This is a genomic window from Bacteroides propionicigenes (genome assembly GCF_018390535.1).
GTDB classification, from domain to species: Bacteria; Bacteroidota; Bacteroidia; order Bacteroidales; family Bacteroidaceae; genus Bacteroides; species Bacteroides propionicigenes.
In genome coordinates, this window is record NZ_JAHBBW010000011.1 from 88,559 (window position 1) to 106,327 (window position 17,769).

Genomic DNA, 17,769 nt, shown 5'->3' on the forward strand with positions numbered 1-17,769 from the left:
CTTTAATTTAGAAAGTAATGTTAACACCCAATGAAAAAGTTCTTGATAACGGATAAGCTCCCCAATCAGAAGATGCATTATCTTGTGTAGCTGCCTCAGGAGAGAATCCTGCATCATAATGATCCCACATATAAACATTATCACAAGACACATATACCCGAGCCTTATTTAAAATTGAATTGGGTTTAAATGGTATATTATATCCCAAAGTAATATTCTTGATACGAATATATCCTGCATCGTACAACCAATTCGTATCATATTGTCCACCTGTAACGGTAGCATAGAAAGCCGGCGTCTTTCCATCTCCGGGTTCACTTTCCGACCAATATGAGTTATATAACCATCTACTCAAATAATTATACTTCGGGTCATTTGTAGCACGATTATAACTTCTTGAACCAATAGATAAAAGTTCTCCACCCACACGTCCCTGCAACAGAATAGACGCATCAAAATTTCTATATTTAAACGTATTTGTAAAACCCCATTCAAATTTCGGTTGATAACTTCCTGCCACTGTATAATCATCGGATGTTATTTTTCCATCCTTATTATTATCTTTCCATTTTGAATCACCCGGCTTTTGCCCTGTATATATAGCAATACCTTTTTTAGGAGTAATACCATCGACCTCAAAATCATCAGCATTCAACGTTCTTTCCACTTCTAACAACATATAAGAATTTACAGGATGCCCAACCCTTTGTATAATCGTACTTCCCTGTCCTGAACGAATGTCCGAATCATCATCTCCCAAACTTGTAATCTTATTTCGATTCAGTGAAAAATTCAATGAAGAATTCCATTTAAAAGATGAAGTAGATATATTGGCTGTATTCAATTCAAACTCTAACCCCCAATTATCTACATTTCCGACATTGGCCATCATTGTACTAAAACCTGTAATCAAAGATACCGGAGATTTCAACAGTAAATCTTTTGTTACTTTTTTATAATAATCCGCAGAAAAATAAATCCGATTATTTAACACTCCAAAGTCAATACCAATATTATAAGAAGTTGTTGTTTCCCAACCTAATAAAGGATTTGCCAGATTACCTGGAACATAACCGCTAGCCATATTCTGAGAGTTACCTATCGCATAATTCAGAGCAACCATATTCGATAAGAACTGGGCTTCTCCAATACGGTCATTACCCGCTTGTCCCCAACTCAAACGTAACTTGGCTGAACCTAACCAATCAATGTCTTTCATAAAAGATTCTTCATTTAGTTTCCAAGCAGCTGAAACAGAAGGAAACCATCCCCATCTGTTTTCGGAACCAAATTTAGAAGAACCGTCTCTTCTTAAAGAAGCAGAAAATAAATAACGATCCATCAATGCATATTGTACACGACCAAAGTATGAAAGAAGTGCATTCTCTGTATAGTCAATTTCATTACTTTTCACCGTACCACCCTTATTTTTATCAAAAACCCAACTTTTATCATCCGGAAAGTCAGAAACGCTCTGTAAAGATGTATTGACATTATTTGATTCATAAGAAGCCCCCAACATAGCATCAAAACAGTGAATGCCCCAGCTTTTATTATAAGTCAACAAACCTTGTATCAATAAAGAATTCGATATGTTGGTCGAATAACTGGAACTCGACAATTCACCAGGGTGGGCCGCAGTATTCCACTTTGCATTAGACCAAGTCGGAGTGTATGTTCTTTCATTTTTATTTCTATAATTCCACGCAACCATACCTTGAGCTTTTAGCCCATCAATAATATCAATTGTGGTATTCAAAGCTGTATTGATTCTTATATCGGCATTCTTTCTGTCAGGAGCAGTAGCCTGAATATATGGACTAATCACATTCGGTCCCGGTCCCCATCCATCATAAAATTTATATGGATCAGCCCCGGCATTCCGCCCTGTCCCGGCAAGCGCCCAACCCGGTAATCCCAATGTTTTTGATACTGCATTTTCTTTTCCATCCACTTTAGCTCCTTTTTGTACTCCATACGAAGGAGCCACCATTAAACCAACTCTAATACGGTCTGTCATCTGCGCCTCTACATTAGCGCGAAGATTATATCGACTGTAGGAAGAACCATACACAATACCATCCTGTTTATAAATACCCCCAGACAGCGAGTAATTAATTTTCTCCGTAGCCCCAGAAGCAGCTAATTGAATATCATATGCCGGAGCTGTATGAAACAACTCATCCTGCCAATTAATAGCTTCTATTTCTGAACTTCCCCACCAAGGATCATAGATACCATAAGTATTCCGTACACCATTCTCTTTCAACGCATCACGTGTAGTCAATTTCTTACCTAATTTTGATTCTGCATAAGCAATTCTGTCTGTTTGATTAGTAGAAGCTGACATACCTGAAGCTTTCGTCCACTGATAATCATACCATTTTTTATTAAAAGCAATCCATTCATTAGAATCCATCACATCAACCTTCTTTTCCAAAGTAGAGATGGCGGTATAAGCATTCAAAGTAATGACGGGCGCACCAGTCTTTCCCTTTTTAGTAGTAACCAGTACAACACCATTAGAACCACGAGAACCATAAATTGCTGCAGAAGCAGCATCCTTCAACACATCAATAGACTCAATATCATTGGGATTTATACCGGACAAATTATCAATAGGTACTCCATCAACTACATATAAAGGAGTACTTTCCCCATTTATAGATGCCGCTCCACGCACATTAATAGTAATATCACTCCCCGGAGCACCTGATGTACTTCTTACAGATACCCCTGCCATCTGCCCTTGTAAAGCCTGTTCGGCTCTACCTACCGGACGATCTTGTATCACATCTGAATTGATTTTGGCAATAGAACCTACAACATTAGCTTTTTTTACCGTCCCATATCCAACAACGACTACTTCATCCAGCATTTCCGTATCTTCTTGTAAAGTTATAGCCAAATTTTTGCCTTTTTGTACTTTAATTTTCTGATTTTGATAACCTATATAAGATATTTCCAAACTAGCATTATCAGCTGTTTCAAAAGAGAAATTACCATCAATATCAGAAATAGCACCATTTGAAGTCCCTTGTTCCTTAATTGTCGCTCCAATAATGGGTTCTCCATTAGTATCTACTACTTTACCCGTAACTTTAATTTTTTGTATTGGATCAACAGGTTGTGTTTTCTTTATAATAATTTTCTTTCCTTTAATTTCATAACTCAAATCATTCTGCCCATGTAGAATTTGTTTGATAACATTATTTATATCCTCTTCATTGGCAACAATCGAGACACGTTTGTTCGTATCTATATCAGCGGATGAAAATATAAACGCATAACCGGTCTTTTCTTTCAATTGTTCGATTGCATCTTTCACCGTTATACCACTGACATTCAACGATATATTCTGTGAAAAAGCAGAAATATGAAGACAAAGAGCTACTGAGGCTATTAAAACAGCCTTACTAAAGTTTCCCATAAACTTTTTGAATTTTTAATTAATGAATAGAAATAAGGTTTGGTAAGAAATTACCAAATAAAGCTGGCTCCCAAATCATTATCCGGGAAGCGAAACGCCAACGTCAGCCGGAAAAAGTAAATCCCATGGAGTTCATGTTTCTCATATTTTATTTTTTAAGTTCAACATTAATATAGTATATATACACCGTTTTCGTATTTATAATTCATCTGCTGGGTCGAAGCCATCACATCCAAAATCTTATCAATCGTATTGGCCGAGATTCCAAAACTTCCATAGAAACGTTTGTTGCGTAAAGAATCAGCAACTTCCACCTTTACATTATAGCTACGCATCAGTTTCTTAGCTATATCTTCCAGCAGTTCCTCATCAAAGAAAAGCTCATCGTTAATCCAAACATTAGCTTTGGCCGCCCTTGTGCTGTTTTTTACCATTTGACCGGTCACCTTGTTAAGAACCATTTTTTCGTTCGGCGTCAGATAAAGTTCAGGCATTTCCCTGATGCTGTTCCTAAGAACGACTTTTCCTTCCATCAGATTTACCGTCACTTCTTCATCATCCGGATAGTTTCTGAAATTAAATTTCGTTCCCAGCACTCTCAGATTCAGTTCTTTCGTATTTATTTCAAAAGGTACTTCTTCGTTCTTCATAACCTCAAAATACCCCTCACCTTCCAAACGCAACCGGCGGTCATCTACTCCAAAGCCCTGTGAATATATTATTTTCGATCCTGCGTTCAACCATACCAATGTACCATCCGGCAAATAGAGTTTAGTATGCGCTCCCATAGGCGCCTCTACAACCATATCCACAAAGTTTTGCTTCACAGCCTGCTTTCCCTGCCAATAAGTAACAAATGGAATCATCAGAATCAACACAACGGCAGCTACCCTCATAAAGGTTTTCCATGAGAAACGGAGCATCAGTTTTTGTTTCTTCTCCGTCTCGACAACCCGTTGTTTGAATAGAGAGAATGCCTTGTCTTTATCAAACCGTACAGCAGTATCGGCAACCCCCGAGGAAAACCATATCTCTAATTTATTCCGCACATATTTCCGATTAGACTCAGACTCCAAACTCCAACGTCTCAGTTCAGCAAAGGATTCTTTATCCAATTTTCCCGAAAGATATCGAATTATCAATAAATCTATATCAGTATGTTCTTCCAGTTGCATAATTCTGTTGCTTTATATATAAGACAAAAAAATCAAGAATGAGGGTAGTTGAAAATATATATTTTTTCAAAAATCCATAAAAATATAAATAATCAATAAATGCAAATAGTTATCCAAACGCTTTTGAAGAAGAGCTAAAGCATTCTTCATATGATACTTAACCGTATTAATGGAAATTCCTAATTCTAAAGCAATCTCTTCGTACTTTTTTTGTTCAAAACGACTTTTTTTAAATACAGTGCGACATTCTACAGGTAATTCTTCTATACTACGAGTCAGTTCATCTTCCAATTCTCGTTCGAGCAATACACCCAAGGGCTGATTTTCTTCCACAAAAACAGAATCAAGAAATTCTATATTTTCCGGTAGCATAAAAGATGAAAAATGCAGTTCCTTGCGATGACTCGAAGATTGCAATTCATTCAGACAACGGTTACGTACAGCACGCATCAGGTAAGTACGGATAGAATATGTGATTTCTATCTCCTGGCGATGCTCCCATAAATAAAATATAGCATCGTCCACCACCTCTTCTGAAAGAGCCGTATCATTCAATATTTGATTGGCGAAGCGACAAAGCAGGACATAGTGGCACTCATAGATGCATTTAAATGCCGCCTCATCTCCTCTGCGTAAATGTTCAATGATTATAGTATCTTTCATAGCCGCCTCCATTTATGGAAGAGCAAAAGTAGTCAAACTTAGGTTACGACACAATTATTAAGAAGATTTTTCAGAAAAAACTCTACTCGCTGGATTACAGCAATGCAAAAACTTACTTGATTGCCGCATTATTCATTGCAGGCAATATGGCACTGCCACAGTTGTTCCACCTTATACCGCAAGGTGGCATTACATGGTTACCCATTTATTTCTTTACCCTAATCAGCGCATATAAATTCGGTTGGAAAGTGGGATTGCTGACTGCCGTTCTCTCCGTATTGCTGGCAGTAGCTGCAGGTTGGGCTGTACACCGCTTCAACCGTATTTCCCTGCCTATCTTATTGGCTGTTGTTCTGTTCTATCAAGTAATAGGCACTTTAGGTGAGTGGGTGATGGCAGGCAGCTTCTTTCAAGCCGTACAAGACTTCCGTATCGGTCTGCCGGGAATGGCAATGCAGGTTGCGGGCGGATATGCGCTGATAAAATACAGCGCGTCACTGTAACATACCACAAATACGTTTGAGAGGTTAAACGTATCCATAAAATAGATTCTGCATATATAGGCGATGAGAATATCGGCTGTATATGCAGTTTTTTTATGCCGCAAAGAATATGCTTTAAAAGAGTAAATCCTTTATTCGGGTATAAATATCCGTAAATCATATACAAACCGGTTTATTGAATCGTAGTAGATTTGCAATCAGAAGATTAATAATAAAAAAATAATTATGAATCACAGAAACTTTTTGGAATATAGTAAAACTTTTTTAGGTGTTCTGTCACTACTTGTCATACTATCATGCAGTACAGCCGTACAAGAGAATACCGCTCAGTCTGATATAATGGAAACGAACAAGAAAAATCTTGGAAATTTGTTGGCGCTACAGGTATTATCAGCCATGACAAAATACTTATCAGCATGAGTAAAAACCATTACACCAATCAAGGTATAAGGAAATCTAAAAAGCTTTCCGTCAACCTCGTGAGCCGTGAAATGTTACCAAAAGCCGACTATGTAGGAAGTGTCAGCGGTACAACAGTGGATAAATCAGGAGTGTTTGCCTATCACGTCAGAGAGAAATGCCACTCAATCCCGCCAACAAAATCAATAACTTCATGCAATAAATTAAACGACTACTCACAAAACTCTTTTAATTTCAGCATTCAGTATCTTAACACTCAATGTTATACCACAGAAAAGATAATCATAAATCAAAATAAGAAATGAACATGAAAAAATTATTATTGATTCCATTTATGCTATTGACGGTTTTGTCAATGGCAGCTTGCACCGGAGGTGAGAACAAGTCATTTTTTCCCGAACAACCGGAAACACCCGAACAACCGGACGAAGGAGACGATAATAATCCCGATACGCCGACTCCCGGCGGTAACAGACGTTATCTGGTACTTTATGCTTCACGTACAAGCAACACAGAACGAGTGGCACAGCAAATTCAGGTAACGCTTGATTGTGACTTATTGGAAGTCGAACCGCAAACTCCTTACGACAATGATTACAATGCCATGCTTGAGCGTTCGCAGGAAGAACTGGCAGCTATCAGACAAGGCAATTATCCACCCGTCAAAACCACAATGGATAACTTCGACAAGTATGACATTATTTTTGTCGGCTACCCTATTTGGTACGGCAGCATGGCGACTCCGATGCAGACATTCTTGCATGAACATACTTCCAAACTTGCCGGAAAACAGATTGCCTTGTTCGCCACAAGCGGCAGCAGCGGAATTTCCTCCTCTGCCAGTGAAGCCCGCAACCTCTGTCCCGATGCAAACTTCGTCAATCAGACTTTATTATTAACTTCTTCAACCCTCCCGCAAATGGAAACCCGCGTTACAGAATGGCTCGATAAAATCGGAATAGAAAAGAAAGAGCCCGAAACTCCCGAGGTATCTTCATTGGATGTTAACATCATAGTCGGCAATCGCACAATTACTGCCACAATGGAAGATAATGCCGCCGCACGGGATTTTCTGTCCCGTCTTCCATTGGAAGTAACTTTGAACGACTACAACAACATAACGGAGAAAATATTCTATCCCAACCCCACTTTAACTACAGAGGGGGTCACTCGTGGCTGTACTCCTGCACCCGGTGATATAACCATCTATGCACCGTGGGGAAACGTAGCTATTTTCTGCAAAAACTGGTCACATAGTAATGATTTGATTAAAATCGGACGTATTGACGGAAACGGAATCGAAGCATTGAACATTGCCGGAGACATACCTGCAAAATTTGAAAGGAAATAACATGAAAGTAATATCGAATAAAGAATTCGGAGGAGAACGCCCTCTGTTTGAATCACATGACCTCCGTCTGGAAAACGTAATCATTCGTGCCGGAGAGTCGGCTATTAAGGAATGTAGCAACATTGAAGCTACCAACTGTACTTTTGAAGGGAATTATCCGTTCTGGCATGTTCATGGTTTCGTTATAGACCACTGCTTTTTCGATGTTGGCGGACGTTCGGCATTATGGTATTCCGACCATCTGAAGATGACTAACACACGTATTGATGCTCCCAAAATGTTCCGCGAGATGCACGACATCGAAATGGAGAATGTGGAGATAAATGATGCCGATGAAGTGTTCTGGCGTTGCAAGAATCTGAATATCAAAAACCTGAAGCTACATGGAGGTACTTATCCGTTTATGTTTAGTAATAACATCTGCATAGACGGACTGGAAAGTGACAGTAAATATGTCTTCCAATATGTGAAGAATGTGGAATTACATCATGCCAAAATTACCACAAAAGACGCCTTCTGGGAGGTAGAAAACGTAACAATCTACGATTCCGAACTCAACGGAGAATATCTTGGCTGGCATTCACGCAACCTGCGTTTGGTGAACTGTAAAATTTCCGGCACACAACCTCTATGTTATGCAGAAAACCTTGTGCTGGAGAATTGTACATTTGCTGAAGATTGCGACTTGGCTTTTGAGTACAGTTCCGTACAAGCTACAATCAACAGCCCCGTACGTAGTATCAAGAATCCTCGTAGCGGCAGTATTACAGCTGACTGTTACGGAGAAATCATTCTCGACCAAAATATCAAAGCTCCTGCCGATTGCAAATTGAAACTTTGGGACGAGAAAACATGTTTCACTGATTGATAATCTAATGGAATACGATTTTGACACAATCGTCCCGCGTCGCGGGACAAGCTCCTACAAGTGGGATACCTCCGAAGAAGAAAACACATTGCCTATGTGGGTAGCGGATATGGATTTCCGCACGACTCCGGATATTATCGAGGCTTTGCAGGAACGGGTAATGCACGGTGTTTTCGGTTATACCAAAGTACCCGATACTTATTACGATGCGGTAGTCCGATGGTTTGGAAACCGGCATCGCTGGCAGGTGGATTCTCGGTGGATTGTCTATACAAGCGGTGTCGTACCAGCTCTGTCGGCAATCATCAAGGCACTGACCGAACCGGGCGACAAGGTCATTGTCCAGACTCCTGCCTATAATTGTTTCTATTCGTCCATCCGTAACAATGGATGCGAGTTGTCTGCCAATAAATTGATCTATCGGGATGGCAGATACACGATAGACTTTGATGATCTCGAAGCGAAAACCGCCAATCCGAAAGCGAAAATTCTACTGCTGTGTAATCCTCATAACCCGGTCGGACGGGTCTGGACTCCCGAAGAGTTGCAGCGTATAGGCGACATCTGTTTGCGAAACAAAGTATTCGTTGTAGCGGATGAGATTCATTGCGAACTGACCTATAACGGCCATAATTATACACCTTTTGCTTCCTTGTCCGAGCATTTCCAACAAAATTCCGTAACCTGCATTTCACCGAGCAAGGCGTTCAACCTTGCAGGTTTGCAAATAGCCAATATCATTGCAGCCGATGAGGAACTGCGTCGGCGTATCGACCATGCCATCAATATCAACGAAGTGTGCGATGTCAATCCGTTTGGTGTCATTGCGACAATAGCAGCGTATAATAAAGGTGGCAGATGGCTTGATGCCCTGCGGAAATACCTGTGGAAGAACTACGAATTCCTTTGTCACTTCTTTACCGAACGGTTACCGCAATATCACGTGTTACCGCTCGAAGGGACCTATTTAGTTTGGGTTGACTGCCGTGTATCCGGTATCGGTTCGGATGATATGACCCGGCAGCTACAAGAGCAACAGCATTTGATGGTAAACTCCGGTACGATGTACGGTCCCGGCGGAGAAGGCTTTATCCGACTGAATATTGCCTGTCCCCGGACGTTACTTGCCGACGGACTGGAACGAATAGCTCGTGTACTGAAATAAGAAATTGAAAAACAAGAATACTATGAAAGAAGATAACAAAGAAAGAATCAATCGATGTAGATTTCTTAAGACGGCAACTTTAGCCAGAATAGCATCAACTATGCCTGCCGGATTGGATAAGGCTTTTGCAGCGAAAGCAAAACAGATAGCCGGAGGCCATCCGCCGCTACGGTAAAGAGTCGCTCCATCGCTTGCAACTCGATTCGCTGCCAATGTTCTACCAGCACCGAGACAATCCGTAAAGCTTACGCTATTTGTCCCCTAACTGGAAGCGATACGTATAAACATCCGCATCGTGAATATATTGCAAACATTCGGTCGTACACGAGATAACCTCCGGAGAATGAAAAGAATCGGAGAACGCTGTAGCTGCCATTCCCGTTATCGGAGACCGGCACAATGCCGAACAGCAACGTCAAGTAGGTCGCTAAAGAATAGACAAATAAGGTAGTAGATCCGTAACTTGCTACTAACAGAACGGAGAAGCTACCTTACTTTTATATTATCAAAAGAAAACTCCCCATATTTTTTATAAAAAACCTCCCATATTGAATGTAATCCAATTAAAATTAGAAAGTGCGGAAGAATGGAAACAGCGCAAACCGCAAAGTTTTAGGTCGTACAATGTTATTAATTTGTTTATATTTTAGTATCTTTGAACCATTGGAAACAGCGAATACAGGACGCTGACGGAGATATATCGGGTTGTGATTTGCTTTCATTTTAGTATCTTTGAACCATTGGAAACAGCTTCATTTGCCACGATGTGAACTTATAGACGGTTGTGATTTGCTTTCATTTTAGTATCTTTGAACCATTGGAAACAGCTTCATTTGCCACGATGTGAACTTATAGACGGTTGTGATTTGCTTTCATTTTAGTATCTTTGAACCATTGGAAACAGCCTTCCAGGTCTTCAGTTCCTTCGGCAGGGAGTTGTGATTTGCTTTCATTTTAGTATCTTTGAACCATTGGAAACAGCGAGTTGCTCAGATTGTCTTCGCTCCTTATGGTTGTGATTTGCTTTCATTTTAGTATCTTTGAACCATTGGAAACAGCATCATAAATGTCAAGAGTATTGGAAGTTAGTTGTGATTTGCTTTCATTTTAGTATCTTTGAACCATTGGAAACAGCTCACCAGTCTCAACATCTACCAAGTCGTGAGTTGTGATTTGCTTTCATTTTAGTATCTTTGAACCATTGGAAACAGCGTTTTCAAAGCGCAAACCTGTTCGATATAGTTGTGATTTGCTTTCATTTTAGTATCTTTGAACCATTGGAAACAGCAGTATATTTTACAGTACGTATTGCAGATGGTTGTGATTTGCTTTCATTTTAGTATCTTTGAACCATTGGAAACAGCCCGTATTCACTTCTTTCTCTGCACGAATGCGTTGTGATTTGCTTTCATTTTAGTATATTTGTTGTAATCTGAAGTATCTTATTTGATTATCAACGCTTTGTAGAAAACTCGCATGAGAACGGGCAACGGATAAGAAAATTCCAAGCTGTTTAGAATCACTATATTCCTCATGCTTTCAAATAACTCTTTTTTCTTGATGCAAAGGTAGCATTTTTTCGTGATTGCCGGTAATTTTCGGGCATAAAATATCACGGTCATTTCAAGAAACATATACAGCGGACATGACAGCCATACCGTAGCCGAATCCCCGTAACTCACAGGCAAAGGTAACCCGTGTCCTGCTCGTACAAGCAAGGTCAAGCCCTCCGGGTGTCGTGGAAAAATCATCCTCGCCCGGAGGGCTTGCGGTATTTTTCCCGCCAACCTTGCATGTACGGGACACGACCTTTTATGGCCTGTAGTTACGGGAACTCCGGCCCCGAAAAGCCGGATCACTAAAAATAAATTGTTATGTCACAGCAGGTAACAAAAGAAAAGTACAGTATCGAAACACTCAGAGAGCGGAATGTTTCATACGACCACCAGCATTGGCTGACACAGAAAGATGTGGATATGGCCAACAATTATGTTGAACTCATTGAGCGGACACGCTCCGAAATTACACCTCAAATCGGCGACAGGCTGGTATATGTAACCGAACACGGGGATTATTACGGAAACGCCCTTATTGACAGCAGGAGTGCAAAAGAAGGATATCTTTCCGTATGCGAACAGCCGTATGTGCCTTTCGTGTGGGAAGAGGACGGCAATATCCGTCTGAGTGTCAGCGGAGGCGCATTCCATTCCGTGAATCCGGAGGAACTGAAATTCCTGAAATGGACGGAAGGGGTGTTCAAGGACTGGGGGCATTGCGGTGCTTGCGCCAACGGTTCGGTGTCATTTCTGGCTAAGGTACCGTTATGGTTTTATGCCGAACCCAATCCCAGGTATGGAGATTTCACGACCGAGACCTACCGGAAGTTCTACCTACACAAAAGGGAGGAATCGGAAAACGGCAATCTCTATCAAGGCTTTGACATCGCTTTTCGGGACGAAGCCGAGTTCCGGCAGTTCCTGAAGGACTACGAAGGAACGGTGTTCAAGGGAAATTGGGATAATCAAATCGTGTTATGGTGTTTCCGTCGGGAATATGTGTTCTTACCTTCCGCCGAATGGGAAACGTTTAATGCCCCGATCGAAACGAGGAGGCTCAACTTCCATCCCGAGCAGGTCAAGATAGTCAAGGACATGGAAAAGCACATCACTTATTTCTACCGGATTAAACCGGATAATTTTTAACATTTAACCCTAACAGATATGCAAACGACAACAGCACCCAAGGCCGGCAACGCTCCCGACCTGCTTCAAGGCATTCTGAGCGTACAAGTGAGAAACGAGGACAAGATTACGGAACAGGACCGTGTCTATTGCCAGACGCAGCAAAACCTGCTTTACAAGACACTCGACCAGATTGACCGCTGGTACGCCGTCTTCAAGGAAGAAGCCGAACAATACCAAGCCGAACGTAAGTTCCATTACGAAGAAAACGGCAAGGTTTCCATGCGTGATTTCTACACTTACCATAACGACAGGGAAGACTATTCACACAACGAGTTCAAACCGTTTGATCTGATTAACGATCTGGTGGATAAGAACCGAAACGCCAACGCGAATTTTGCGAACCGCATCATTTCTTATTTCAACAGGACTTACAAAGTGTCGGTTCCTGAGTATAAAATAGACGAAAAAAAACTTCCGATGGGCTTCCGTCCTGTTTATGACACATATGTAGATGTAGTCATCGAACACTTGGGCGGCAAGAGTTTCCGGGAAACGGCCGTGGAAGAACTGCTCGCACGCCTGAGCAAAGTTGTCAGACCGGCATACTGGAGCAAAGTCAAGACGGAGTTGAAGAAGGACAAGATAATCTTTCCCGAAATCATCCGTTTCGACGATTTTTCCATGCAATACAACCAAAGGAACAGAATCTCCTACAACTACGGCGGAGAACTGGAAACCCTGTGTGCCGGCATTGCCTACGGTGCGGATGACATACTGAATGGAAATTCAAAGATGATTATCCGTTTTGATGACAACGACATTTCTGTCACAGACTGGTACGACCTTACGACCACCAATGCCGAGCAAATCCGATTCTACAAGAACGGACGTATCGATGTCCGGTTCAAGGACAGTGCGGCAGCCGAAAGTTGTTTCAAGCGTCTGCATCTGGATGAAATCACCCTAAGAGAAAACTGACCATGATAAGATTTACACAGCACCCCGTAAGGCAATCCTTGCGGGGTGTTTTCATTTTTAACGATAAACAGATAAAGTCATGTATGCCATCATCCCCCAACAGATACCGCAAGGTATGCGTGCCGAAGTCAACGAGAAGATACTTTTCGCCATAGACTCCGGCAAGGACCTCATTCCGGCGGAGAGCATCTACAACTGCTATACCGGTATCGGAGGGCTGCACAACCTCAAACAGTCCGACTTTGCCAGCTACCACGAGTATGCCGAAGCGAAGAAGGAGTTCGAGATGGGACAGTTCTTCACCCCGCATGAAATATGCCGGGACATGGTGGATATGCTGTGTCCTGTCTCATCCGAAATGGTTCTTGACATGTGTTGCGGTATGGGCAATTTCTTCAACCATCTGCCCAACCCGCATAATGCCTACGGCTTCGACATAGACGGCAAGGCCGTGTCTGTCGCACGATACCTCTACCCGGAAGCCCATATCGAGAAATGCGACATCCGGCAATACTATCCGGAACAACGTTTCGATGTTATCATCGGCAATCCTCCTTTTAACTTGAAGTTCGACTACAAACTGTCGCAGGAATACTATATGGACAAGGCTTACGATGTGCTCAATCCGGCAGGAATCCTGATGGTCATCGTGCCCTGTTCCTTCATGCAGAGCGGGTTCTGGGAGAAGACACGGATAGCCGGTATAAACGGCAGATTCTCATTTGTCGGTCAGACGAAGTTGGGCCCGTCAGCCTTTGCCGCAGTCGGAGTCCATGACTTCAATACGAAAATCATGGTATTTCTCCGTAAATCGGGCCACATCAAGATGCAGGCTTACAACGCGGAAGAATTCATAACGGCGGACGAGCTGAAAAAGCGCATCGGCGAGGCCAGGGCGATGAAACACCGGTTGCGTTTCGACCTGATGCGCGAAACCAACCGGATCGACAAGGAAGAACTTGAGCTGTTCGAGTACAAACTTGCCAAGTACATGTACGAGCTGAAGGCGCACGCCAAGTTGAACAAACATATAGACAAGGCGGAAGCGTTGGTCACGAAGTTCCGTAACCAGAAACCGCCTGAGAACGCCACGCGGGAGCAGGTGGAGCAATGGGAGAAGAACAAACTGACCCCGAAGAAAGTGCTTGCCGTCATCCGCAGGTACATCACCTCGCAAAATACCGTACCTCGCAAGGAAGTGGCATTGGTGAAGACCTCATACGGCTTCAAACTGAAACAATATGCTCCGCGACTCCTTGACAAAGTTCCGCACAAGGCGGCAAGTATCAACGACCTCGTGCTGGAACGTACTGAACTGCCCATACCGGAAGTGCCGACAGAAAAGAACATGCGTCAAATCCGTGCGGCGGAGAAACTGATCCGACGCAAGCGGAGAGAGTACGAAATGCAGAACCGGCTGTTCCCGGAAATGGAAGAAGATGACAGGCTGAAAGAATACCTGGACCGGTGTGCATTCATCAACAAGGACGGCGAGACCTGCGAGTTTACCACGCTCCAGAAACACGACCTGAACCTTGTCTTGCAGAAACGCCACGCGCTGCTGAACTGGCAGCAAGGCTCTGGCAAGACTGCCGCCGTGTACCATCGTGCCAAATACCTGCTCAAATTCCGCAAAGTACGGAATGTCATCATACTGGCTCCTGCCATCGCCACCAATATGACATGGATACCCTTCCTCTCGATAAACAGGGAACAGTTCCGGGTGGCAAGGAACAATGCCGACCTGGAAACTGTGCCGGAAGACGTGTTCATCGTCCTATCCACCTCCATGCTCGGCAAGCTGAAACGGGGCATGGCAAGGTTCGTCAAACGCAGTTCAAGAAAACTGTGCCTTGTTTTCGACGAGTCGGACGAGATAACCAACCCGTCGTCACAACGTACAAGGCATATCCTCGGTCTCTTCCGCCGCCTCAAATACAAGATACTCGACACCGGTACGACCACACGCAACAACATCGCCGAACTGTACAGCCAGTTTGAGCTGTTGTATAACAATTCCATAAACATGGTCTGTTGGAGCAGTCGGGTGTACCACGAGAACAGGGACAAGGAGATAGAGGAAGATAACAATCCGCACTATGGTGAGCCGTTCCCCGCTTTCAGGGGGCATGTGCTTTTCCGTGCCTGCCACTGTCCGGGGAAATCCACCGTGTTCGGCATTGAGAAGCAGAACCAGGATGTCTATAACAAGGAGGAGCTGGCCGGCCTTATCGGGAAGACCGTCATTACACGCAAGTTCAGGGACTTTGCAGGAGAAAAATACAAGATACGGACACATACCGTCAGCCCGTCCGACAGCGAGCGTGAGGTTTACCGTGTCATCATCGAGGAGTTCTGCCGCATCTGCGAACTGTATTACAACAGCACGGGGGATGCAAAGAAGGATGCCGGACTCCGGCTTATGCGCCAGATCAAGCTGCTCATCAAGGCCTGCTCCGTCCCACACCTGATAGAGGGCTATTCCGGAGACGGGATTCCGAACAAGACAAGGTACATCGAAAGGCTGGTACGGAAGATACCCGGCAAAGTGGCTGTCGGCTGCACGTCCATAGCCGCATTCGACCTTTACGAGAGCCGTCTCCGCGAATGTTTTCCTGACCGTCCCGTATTTGTGGTCAAGGGCGACGTGGCGTTCAAGAAACGGCAAAGCATCGTGACGGAGTTCGATTCCACCATCAACGGCATACTGGTATGCACGCAGCAGAGCCTGAGCAGTTCGGTGAACATACCCACCTGCAACGACGTGATACTTGAATCCCTGCAATGGAACATCCCGAAGATGGAGCAGTTCTACTTCCGTTTCATCCGTCTCGACTCCAAAGAGCTGAAGGACGTGCATTATGTCACCTACAAGGACTCCGTGGAGCAGAACCTGATGGCGCTGGTGCTTACCAAAGAGCGGCTGAACGAGTTCATCAAGACGGGCGAAGTAAAGGAACAGTCGGAAATCTTCGAGGAGTTCGACGTCACCATGTCCGTCATCGAGAGCCTGCTGGTCAGGGAGCGTGACAGCGAAGGGAAAATACATATCAGCTGGGGAAGCCAGCGCATCATGAACTGAAAAATGGAAAAACAAATGAGAAACCGCAGATTCCATTCCACAGGCAAAGGTAGCCCGCCCCCTTACCGGCAGGGCAAGGTCATGCCGCAAGCGGTTTTCGGGAAAATCATCCTCGCCGGAGGCTCCGGTATTTTCCCGAAAAACCCTGCACTGCCGGGGTGCGGACCTTTTGGAGCCTGTGGAATGAAATCCCCGGTTCCGAATCATAAACTATAATGAAGAATATCATGGACTTGAATCAGGCAGAAGTGGCAGTGACCACGCAGCATCTCATAGACATGGGGCAGGAAAAAGACAACCTGCTGCAAATGTCCGACTTCGGCGACATGGGGGAATTCCTGTGCACCTGCTCCGAACTGTTCCCCGAAGAGGAAACTCCGGAATACAGGTACACGAAATGGGAGGAAATCCCGGACCTGCTCATCAACCGGGAATGGCTGTGTCCCAACTTCTTCGAGATAAGGGAGGCGATGGAACAGCTGGAGGAACCCGACAAGGATTGCTTCTTCGACTGGTGTGACCGTTACGGGCATGACATCAGTACGGAAGACCCGCACCTGCTGGTGGCGCACTATATCGAACTTTATGGAAATGCGGCCTATATCGACGATGAGCCTTGCCCGGACAGCGGGGATGACAGCCTGCTGTACTGTCCGGGCATATCAAGCAACTATTTCGACACGGGTATTCCCCGTTTCGAGGTATTCGATGACAATTACGATTAAAGCATATAAACATATACAAGATGGAAATCAACTTCAAAGGACCGGTAATGCCGGTTGACCCCTATTCGCAAATGGCGTTTGTGGAGATACTGAACATTCTCCTGACGGCAGGGCACATCGTGGATGTGAACAGGTTCCTGATAAACAGGAATGCCAATCCGCTATTCGGCTCGTTGTCAGGATATTTCAGATGGTCATTCTCCGACAACCACTTTACCCTGTGGCAACGGGTGGAATACAACTCGCCGCTCTGCTTCAGCCGGCGCATATTCAGCATCCATTTCGGGATGCTGGCAAGCCGTGACAGGAAAAGAGACAATACGGTAATGAACTAAAAACATATCAATATGAGTCACCAGGTAATTACAAGAATGGCATACAATGCCAAAACCAAGCAGATAGAAACTTGGCAGCATTCCAACAACGTGTGGCCGACAACAGACCATTTTTATGCATTGGATGTGAAAACAGACGAACAGATGTTTGAATTCATAACATTGATAGCAAACGGATTGTGGCAAGGGCGCAAATGGCGTAAAGCATTCAAGACACTTTTTGAAGAATATCCGGAATTGGTCAGGTCCTCATACGAGCACGAGCTTAGAGGCCAACCTTGGAAGGCATACTGTGCCATTTGCAAAAAATATGAGGAACTTGCCCAAAGCAAATGCAATGAAATAGTTGCGCGATTCAGGCAACTTACCGGGATTGTCTGACCCAAACAG

General features: G+C 43.7%; 15 protein-coding genes, 2 pseudogenes and 1 CRISPR repeat array. Of the genes and pseudogenes, 14 read left to right on the top strand and 3 right to left on the bottom strand.

What is annotated here, in order from left to right; genetic code table 11:
* Positions 1–7: 7 nt before the first annotated feature.
* The 3 genes from KG118_RS13395 to KG118_RS13405 form a co-directional block, all read right to left on the bottom strand.
* Positions 8–3,430 (bottom strand): SusC/RagA family TonB-linked outer membrane protein, encoded by a 3,423-nt coding sequence (locus KG118_RS13395; protein ID WP_117712388.1) that lies wholly within the window; start codon positions 3,428–3,430, stop codon positions 8–10.
* A 167-nt stretch (positions 3,431–3,597) separates the two neighbouring features.
* Entirely contained in the window at positions 3,598–4,605 is a 1,008-nt protein-coding gene (locus KG118_RS13400) for a FecR family protein (RefSeq protein ID WP_117712385.1), read from the bottom strand.
* Positions 4,606–4,671: 66 nt separating this feature from the next.
* On the bottom strand, positions 4,672–5,268 hold the full coding sequence (locus KG118_RS13405; protein WP_233514907.1) for an RNA polymerase sigma-70 factor: 597 nt from the start codon (positions 5,266–5,268) through the stop codon (positions 4,672–4,674).
* A 146-nt stretch (positions 5,269–5,414) separates the two neighbouring features.
* Here KG118_RS13405 and KG118_RS13410 point away from each other — a divergent pair, with 146 nt between their 5' ends.
* The 14 genes and pseudogenes from KG118_RS13410 to KG118_RS13465 all read left to right on the top strand — a co-directional run bounded on the left by KG118_RS13410 (position 5,415) and on the right by KG118_RS13465 (position 17,760).
* Entirely contained in the window at positions 5,415–5,771 is a 357-nt protein-coding gene (locus KG118_RS13410; RefSeq protein WP_249671491.1) for an ECF transporter S component, read from the top strand.
* A 225-nt stretch (positions 5,772–5,996) separates the two neighbouring features.
* A pseudogene (locus tag KG118_RS17510) lies at positions 5,997–6,490 on the top strand (flavin reductase); the annotation flags it as partial.
* Between the two features lie 8 nt (positions 6,491–6,498).
* Positions 6,499–7,542, top strand: a complete 1,044-nt coding sequence (locus KG118_RS13415) for a cyclophilin-like fold protein (protein WP_117712521.1) — start codon at positions 6,499–6,501, stop codon at positions 7,540–7,542.
* A gap of 1 nt (position 7,543) precedes the next feature.
* Positions 7,544–8,410 carry a DUF3737 family protein gene (locus tag KG118_RS13420; protein WP_117712520.1) on the top strand — a complete coding sequence of 289 codons (867 nt, stop codon included), beginning with the start codon at positions 7,544–7,546 and terminating at the stop codon, positions 8,408–8,410.
* A gap of 7 nt (positions 8,411–8,417) precedes the next feature.
* Positions 8,418–9,575, top strand: coding sequence for a MalY/PatB family protein (locus tag KG118_RS13425; RefSeq protein WP_117712381.1), 1,158 nt, complete (start codon positions 8,418–8,420; stop codon positions 9,573–9,575).
* Between the two features lie 22 nt (positions 9,576–9,597).
* Positions 9,598–9,750 carry a hypothetical protein gene (locus tag KG118_RS13430; protein ID WP_158561002.1) on the top strand — a complete coding sequence of 51 codons (153 nt, stop codon included), beginning with the start codon at positions 9,598–9,600 and terminating at the stop codon, positions 9,748–9,750.
* Positions 9,725–10,006, top strand: a pseudogene (locus KG118_RS17515) (hypothetical protein); the annotation flags it as partial. The gene KG118_RS13430 and the pseudogene KG118_RS17515, both read left to right, overlap by 26 nt.
* Before the next feature lie 196 nt (positions 10,007–10,202).
* Positions 10,203–10,939: a CRISPR direct-repeat array (repeat unit 47 nt; unit sequence GTTGTGATTTGCTTTCATTTTAGTATCTTTGAACCATTGGAAACAGC).
* Between the two features lie 510 nt (positions 10,940–11,449).
* Positions 11,450–12,277 (top strand): DUF4121 family protein, encoded by an 828-nt coding sequence (locus KG118_RS13435; protein WP_005647149.1) that lies wholly within the window; start codon positions 11,450–11,452, stop codon positions 12,275–12,277.
* Between the two features lie 18 nt (positions 12,278–12,295).
* Positions 12,296–13,237, top strand: a complete 942-nt coding sequence (locus KG118_RS13440) for a hypothetical protein (protein ID WP_008777842.1) — start codon at positions 12,296–12,298, stop codon at positions 13,235–13,237.
* A 79-nt stretch (positions 13,238–13,316) separates the two neighbouring features.
* The gene (locus KG118_RS13445; RefSeq protein ID WP_117616066.1) at positions 13,317–16,319 is read left to right on the top strand and encodes an N-6 DNA methylase; all 3,003 of its coding nucleotides are present in this window, start codon (positions 13,317–13,319) and stop codon (positions 16,317–16,319) included.
* Positions 16,320–16,334: 15 nt separating this feature from the next.
* Positions 16,335–16,535: a hypothetical protein gene (locus tag KG118_RS13450; protein ID WP_034530148.1), complete on the top strand. Its 201-nt coding sequence runs from the start codon at positions 16,335–16,337 to the stop codon at positions 16,533–16,535.
* Between the two features lie 11 nt (positions 16,536–16,546).
* Positions 16,547–17,044 (top strand): hypothetical protein, encoded by a 498-nt coding sequence (locus KG118_RS13455; RefSeq protein ID WP_005647144.1) that lies wholly within the window; start codon positions 16,547–16,549, stop codon positions 17,042–17,044.
* A gap of 20 nt (positions 17,045–17,064) precedes the next feature.
* Positions 17,065–17,379 (top strand): hypothetical protein, encoded by a 315-nt coding sequence (locus KG118_RS13460; protein WP_005647143.1) that lies wholly within the window; start codon positions 17,065–17,067, stop codon positions 17,377–17,379.
* Between the two features lie 12 nt (positions 17,380–17,391).
* Positions 17,392–17,760 carry a hypothetical protein gene (locus KG118_RS13465; RefSeq protein WP_005647142.1) on the top strand — a complete coding sequence of 123 codons (369 nt, stop codon included), beginning with the start codon at positions 17,392–17,394 and terminating at the stop codon, positions 17,758–17,760.
* The last annotated feature ends 9 nt before the right edge of the window (positions 17,761–17,769 follow it).

Coding starts and splice junctions, on each gene's coding strand:
- KG118_RS13415 (WP_117712521.1), top strand. CDS start 6,499: ATGAAAAAATTATTATTGATTCCATTTATGCTATTGACGGTTTTGTCA.
- KG118_RS13435 (WP_005647149.1), top strand. CDS start 11,450: ATGTCACAGCAGGTAACAAAAGAAAAGTACAGTATCGAAACACTCAGA.
- KG118_RS13405 (WP_233514907.1), bottom strand. CDS start 5,268: ATGAAAGATACTATAATCATTGAACATTTACGCAGAGGAGATGAGGCG.
- KG118_RS13420 (WP_117712520.1), top strand. CDS start 7,544: ATGAAAGTAATATCGAATAAAGAATTCGGAGGAGAACGCCCTCTGTTT.
- KG118_RS13440 (WP_008777842.1), top strand. CDS start 12,296: ATGCAAACGACAACAGCACCCAAGGCCGGCAACGCTCCCGACCTGCTT.
- KG118_RS13400 (WP_117712385.1), bottom strand. CDS start 4,605: ATGCAACTGGAAGAACATACTGATATAGATTTATTGATAATTCGATAT.
- KG118_RS13430 (WP_158561002.1), top strand. CDS start 9,598: ATGAAAGAAGATAACAAAGAAAGAATCAATCGATGTAGATTTCTTAAG.
- KG118_RS13425 (WP_117712381.1), top strand. CDS start 8,418: ATGGAATACGATTTTGACACAATCGTCCCGCGTCGCGGGACAAGCTCC.
- KG118_RS13465 (WP_005647142.1), top strand. CDS start 17,392: ATGAGTCACCAGGTAATTACAAGAATGGCATACAATGCCAAAACCAAG.
- KG118_RS13445 (WP_117616066.1), top strand. CDS start 13,317: ATGTATGCCATCATCCCCCAACAGATACCGCAAGGTATGCGTGCCGAA.
- KG118_RS13410 (WP_249671491.1), top strand. CDS start 5,415: ATGGCACTGCCACAGTTGTTCCACCTTATACCGCAAGGTGGCATTACA.
- KG118_RS13455 (WP_005647144.1), top strand. CDS start 16,547: ATGGACTTGAATCAGGCAGAAGTGGCAGTGACCACGCAGCATCTCATA.
- KG118_RS13450 (WP_034530148.1), top strand. CDS start 16,335: ATGAGAAACCGCAGATTCCATTCCACAGGCAAAGGTAGCCCGCCCCCT.
- KG118_RS13395 (WP_117712388.1), bottom strand. CDS start 3,430: ATGGGAAACTTTAGTAAGGCTGTTTTAATAGCCTCAGTAGCTCTTTGT.
- KG118_RS13460 (WP_005647143.1), top strand. CDS start 17,065: ATGGAAATCAACTTCAAAGGACCGGTAATGCCGGTTGACCCCTATTCG.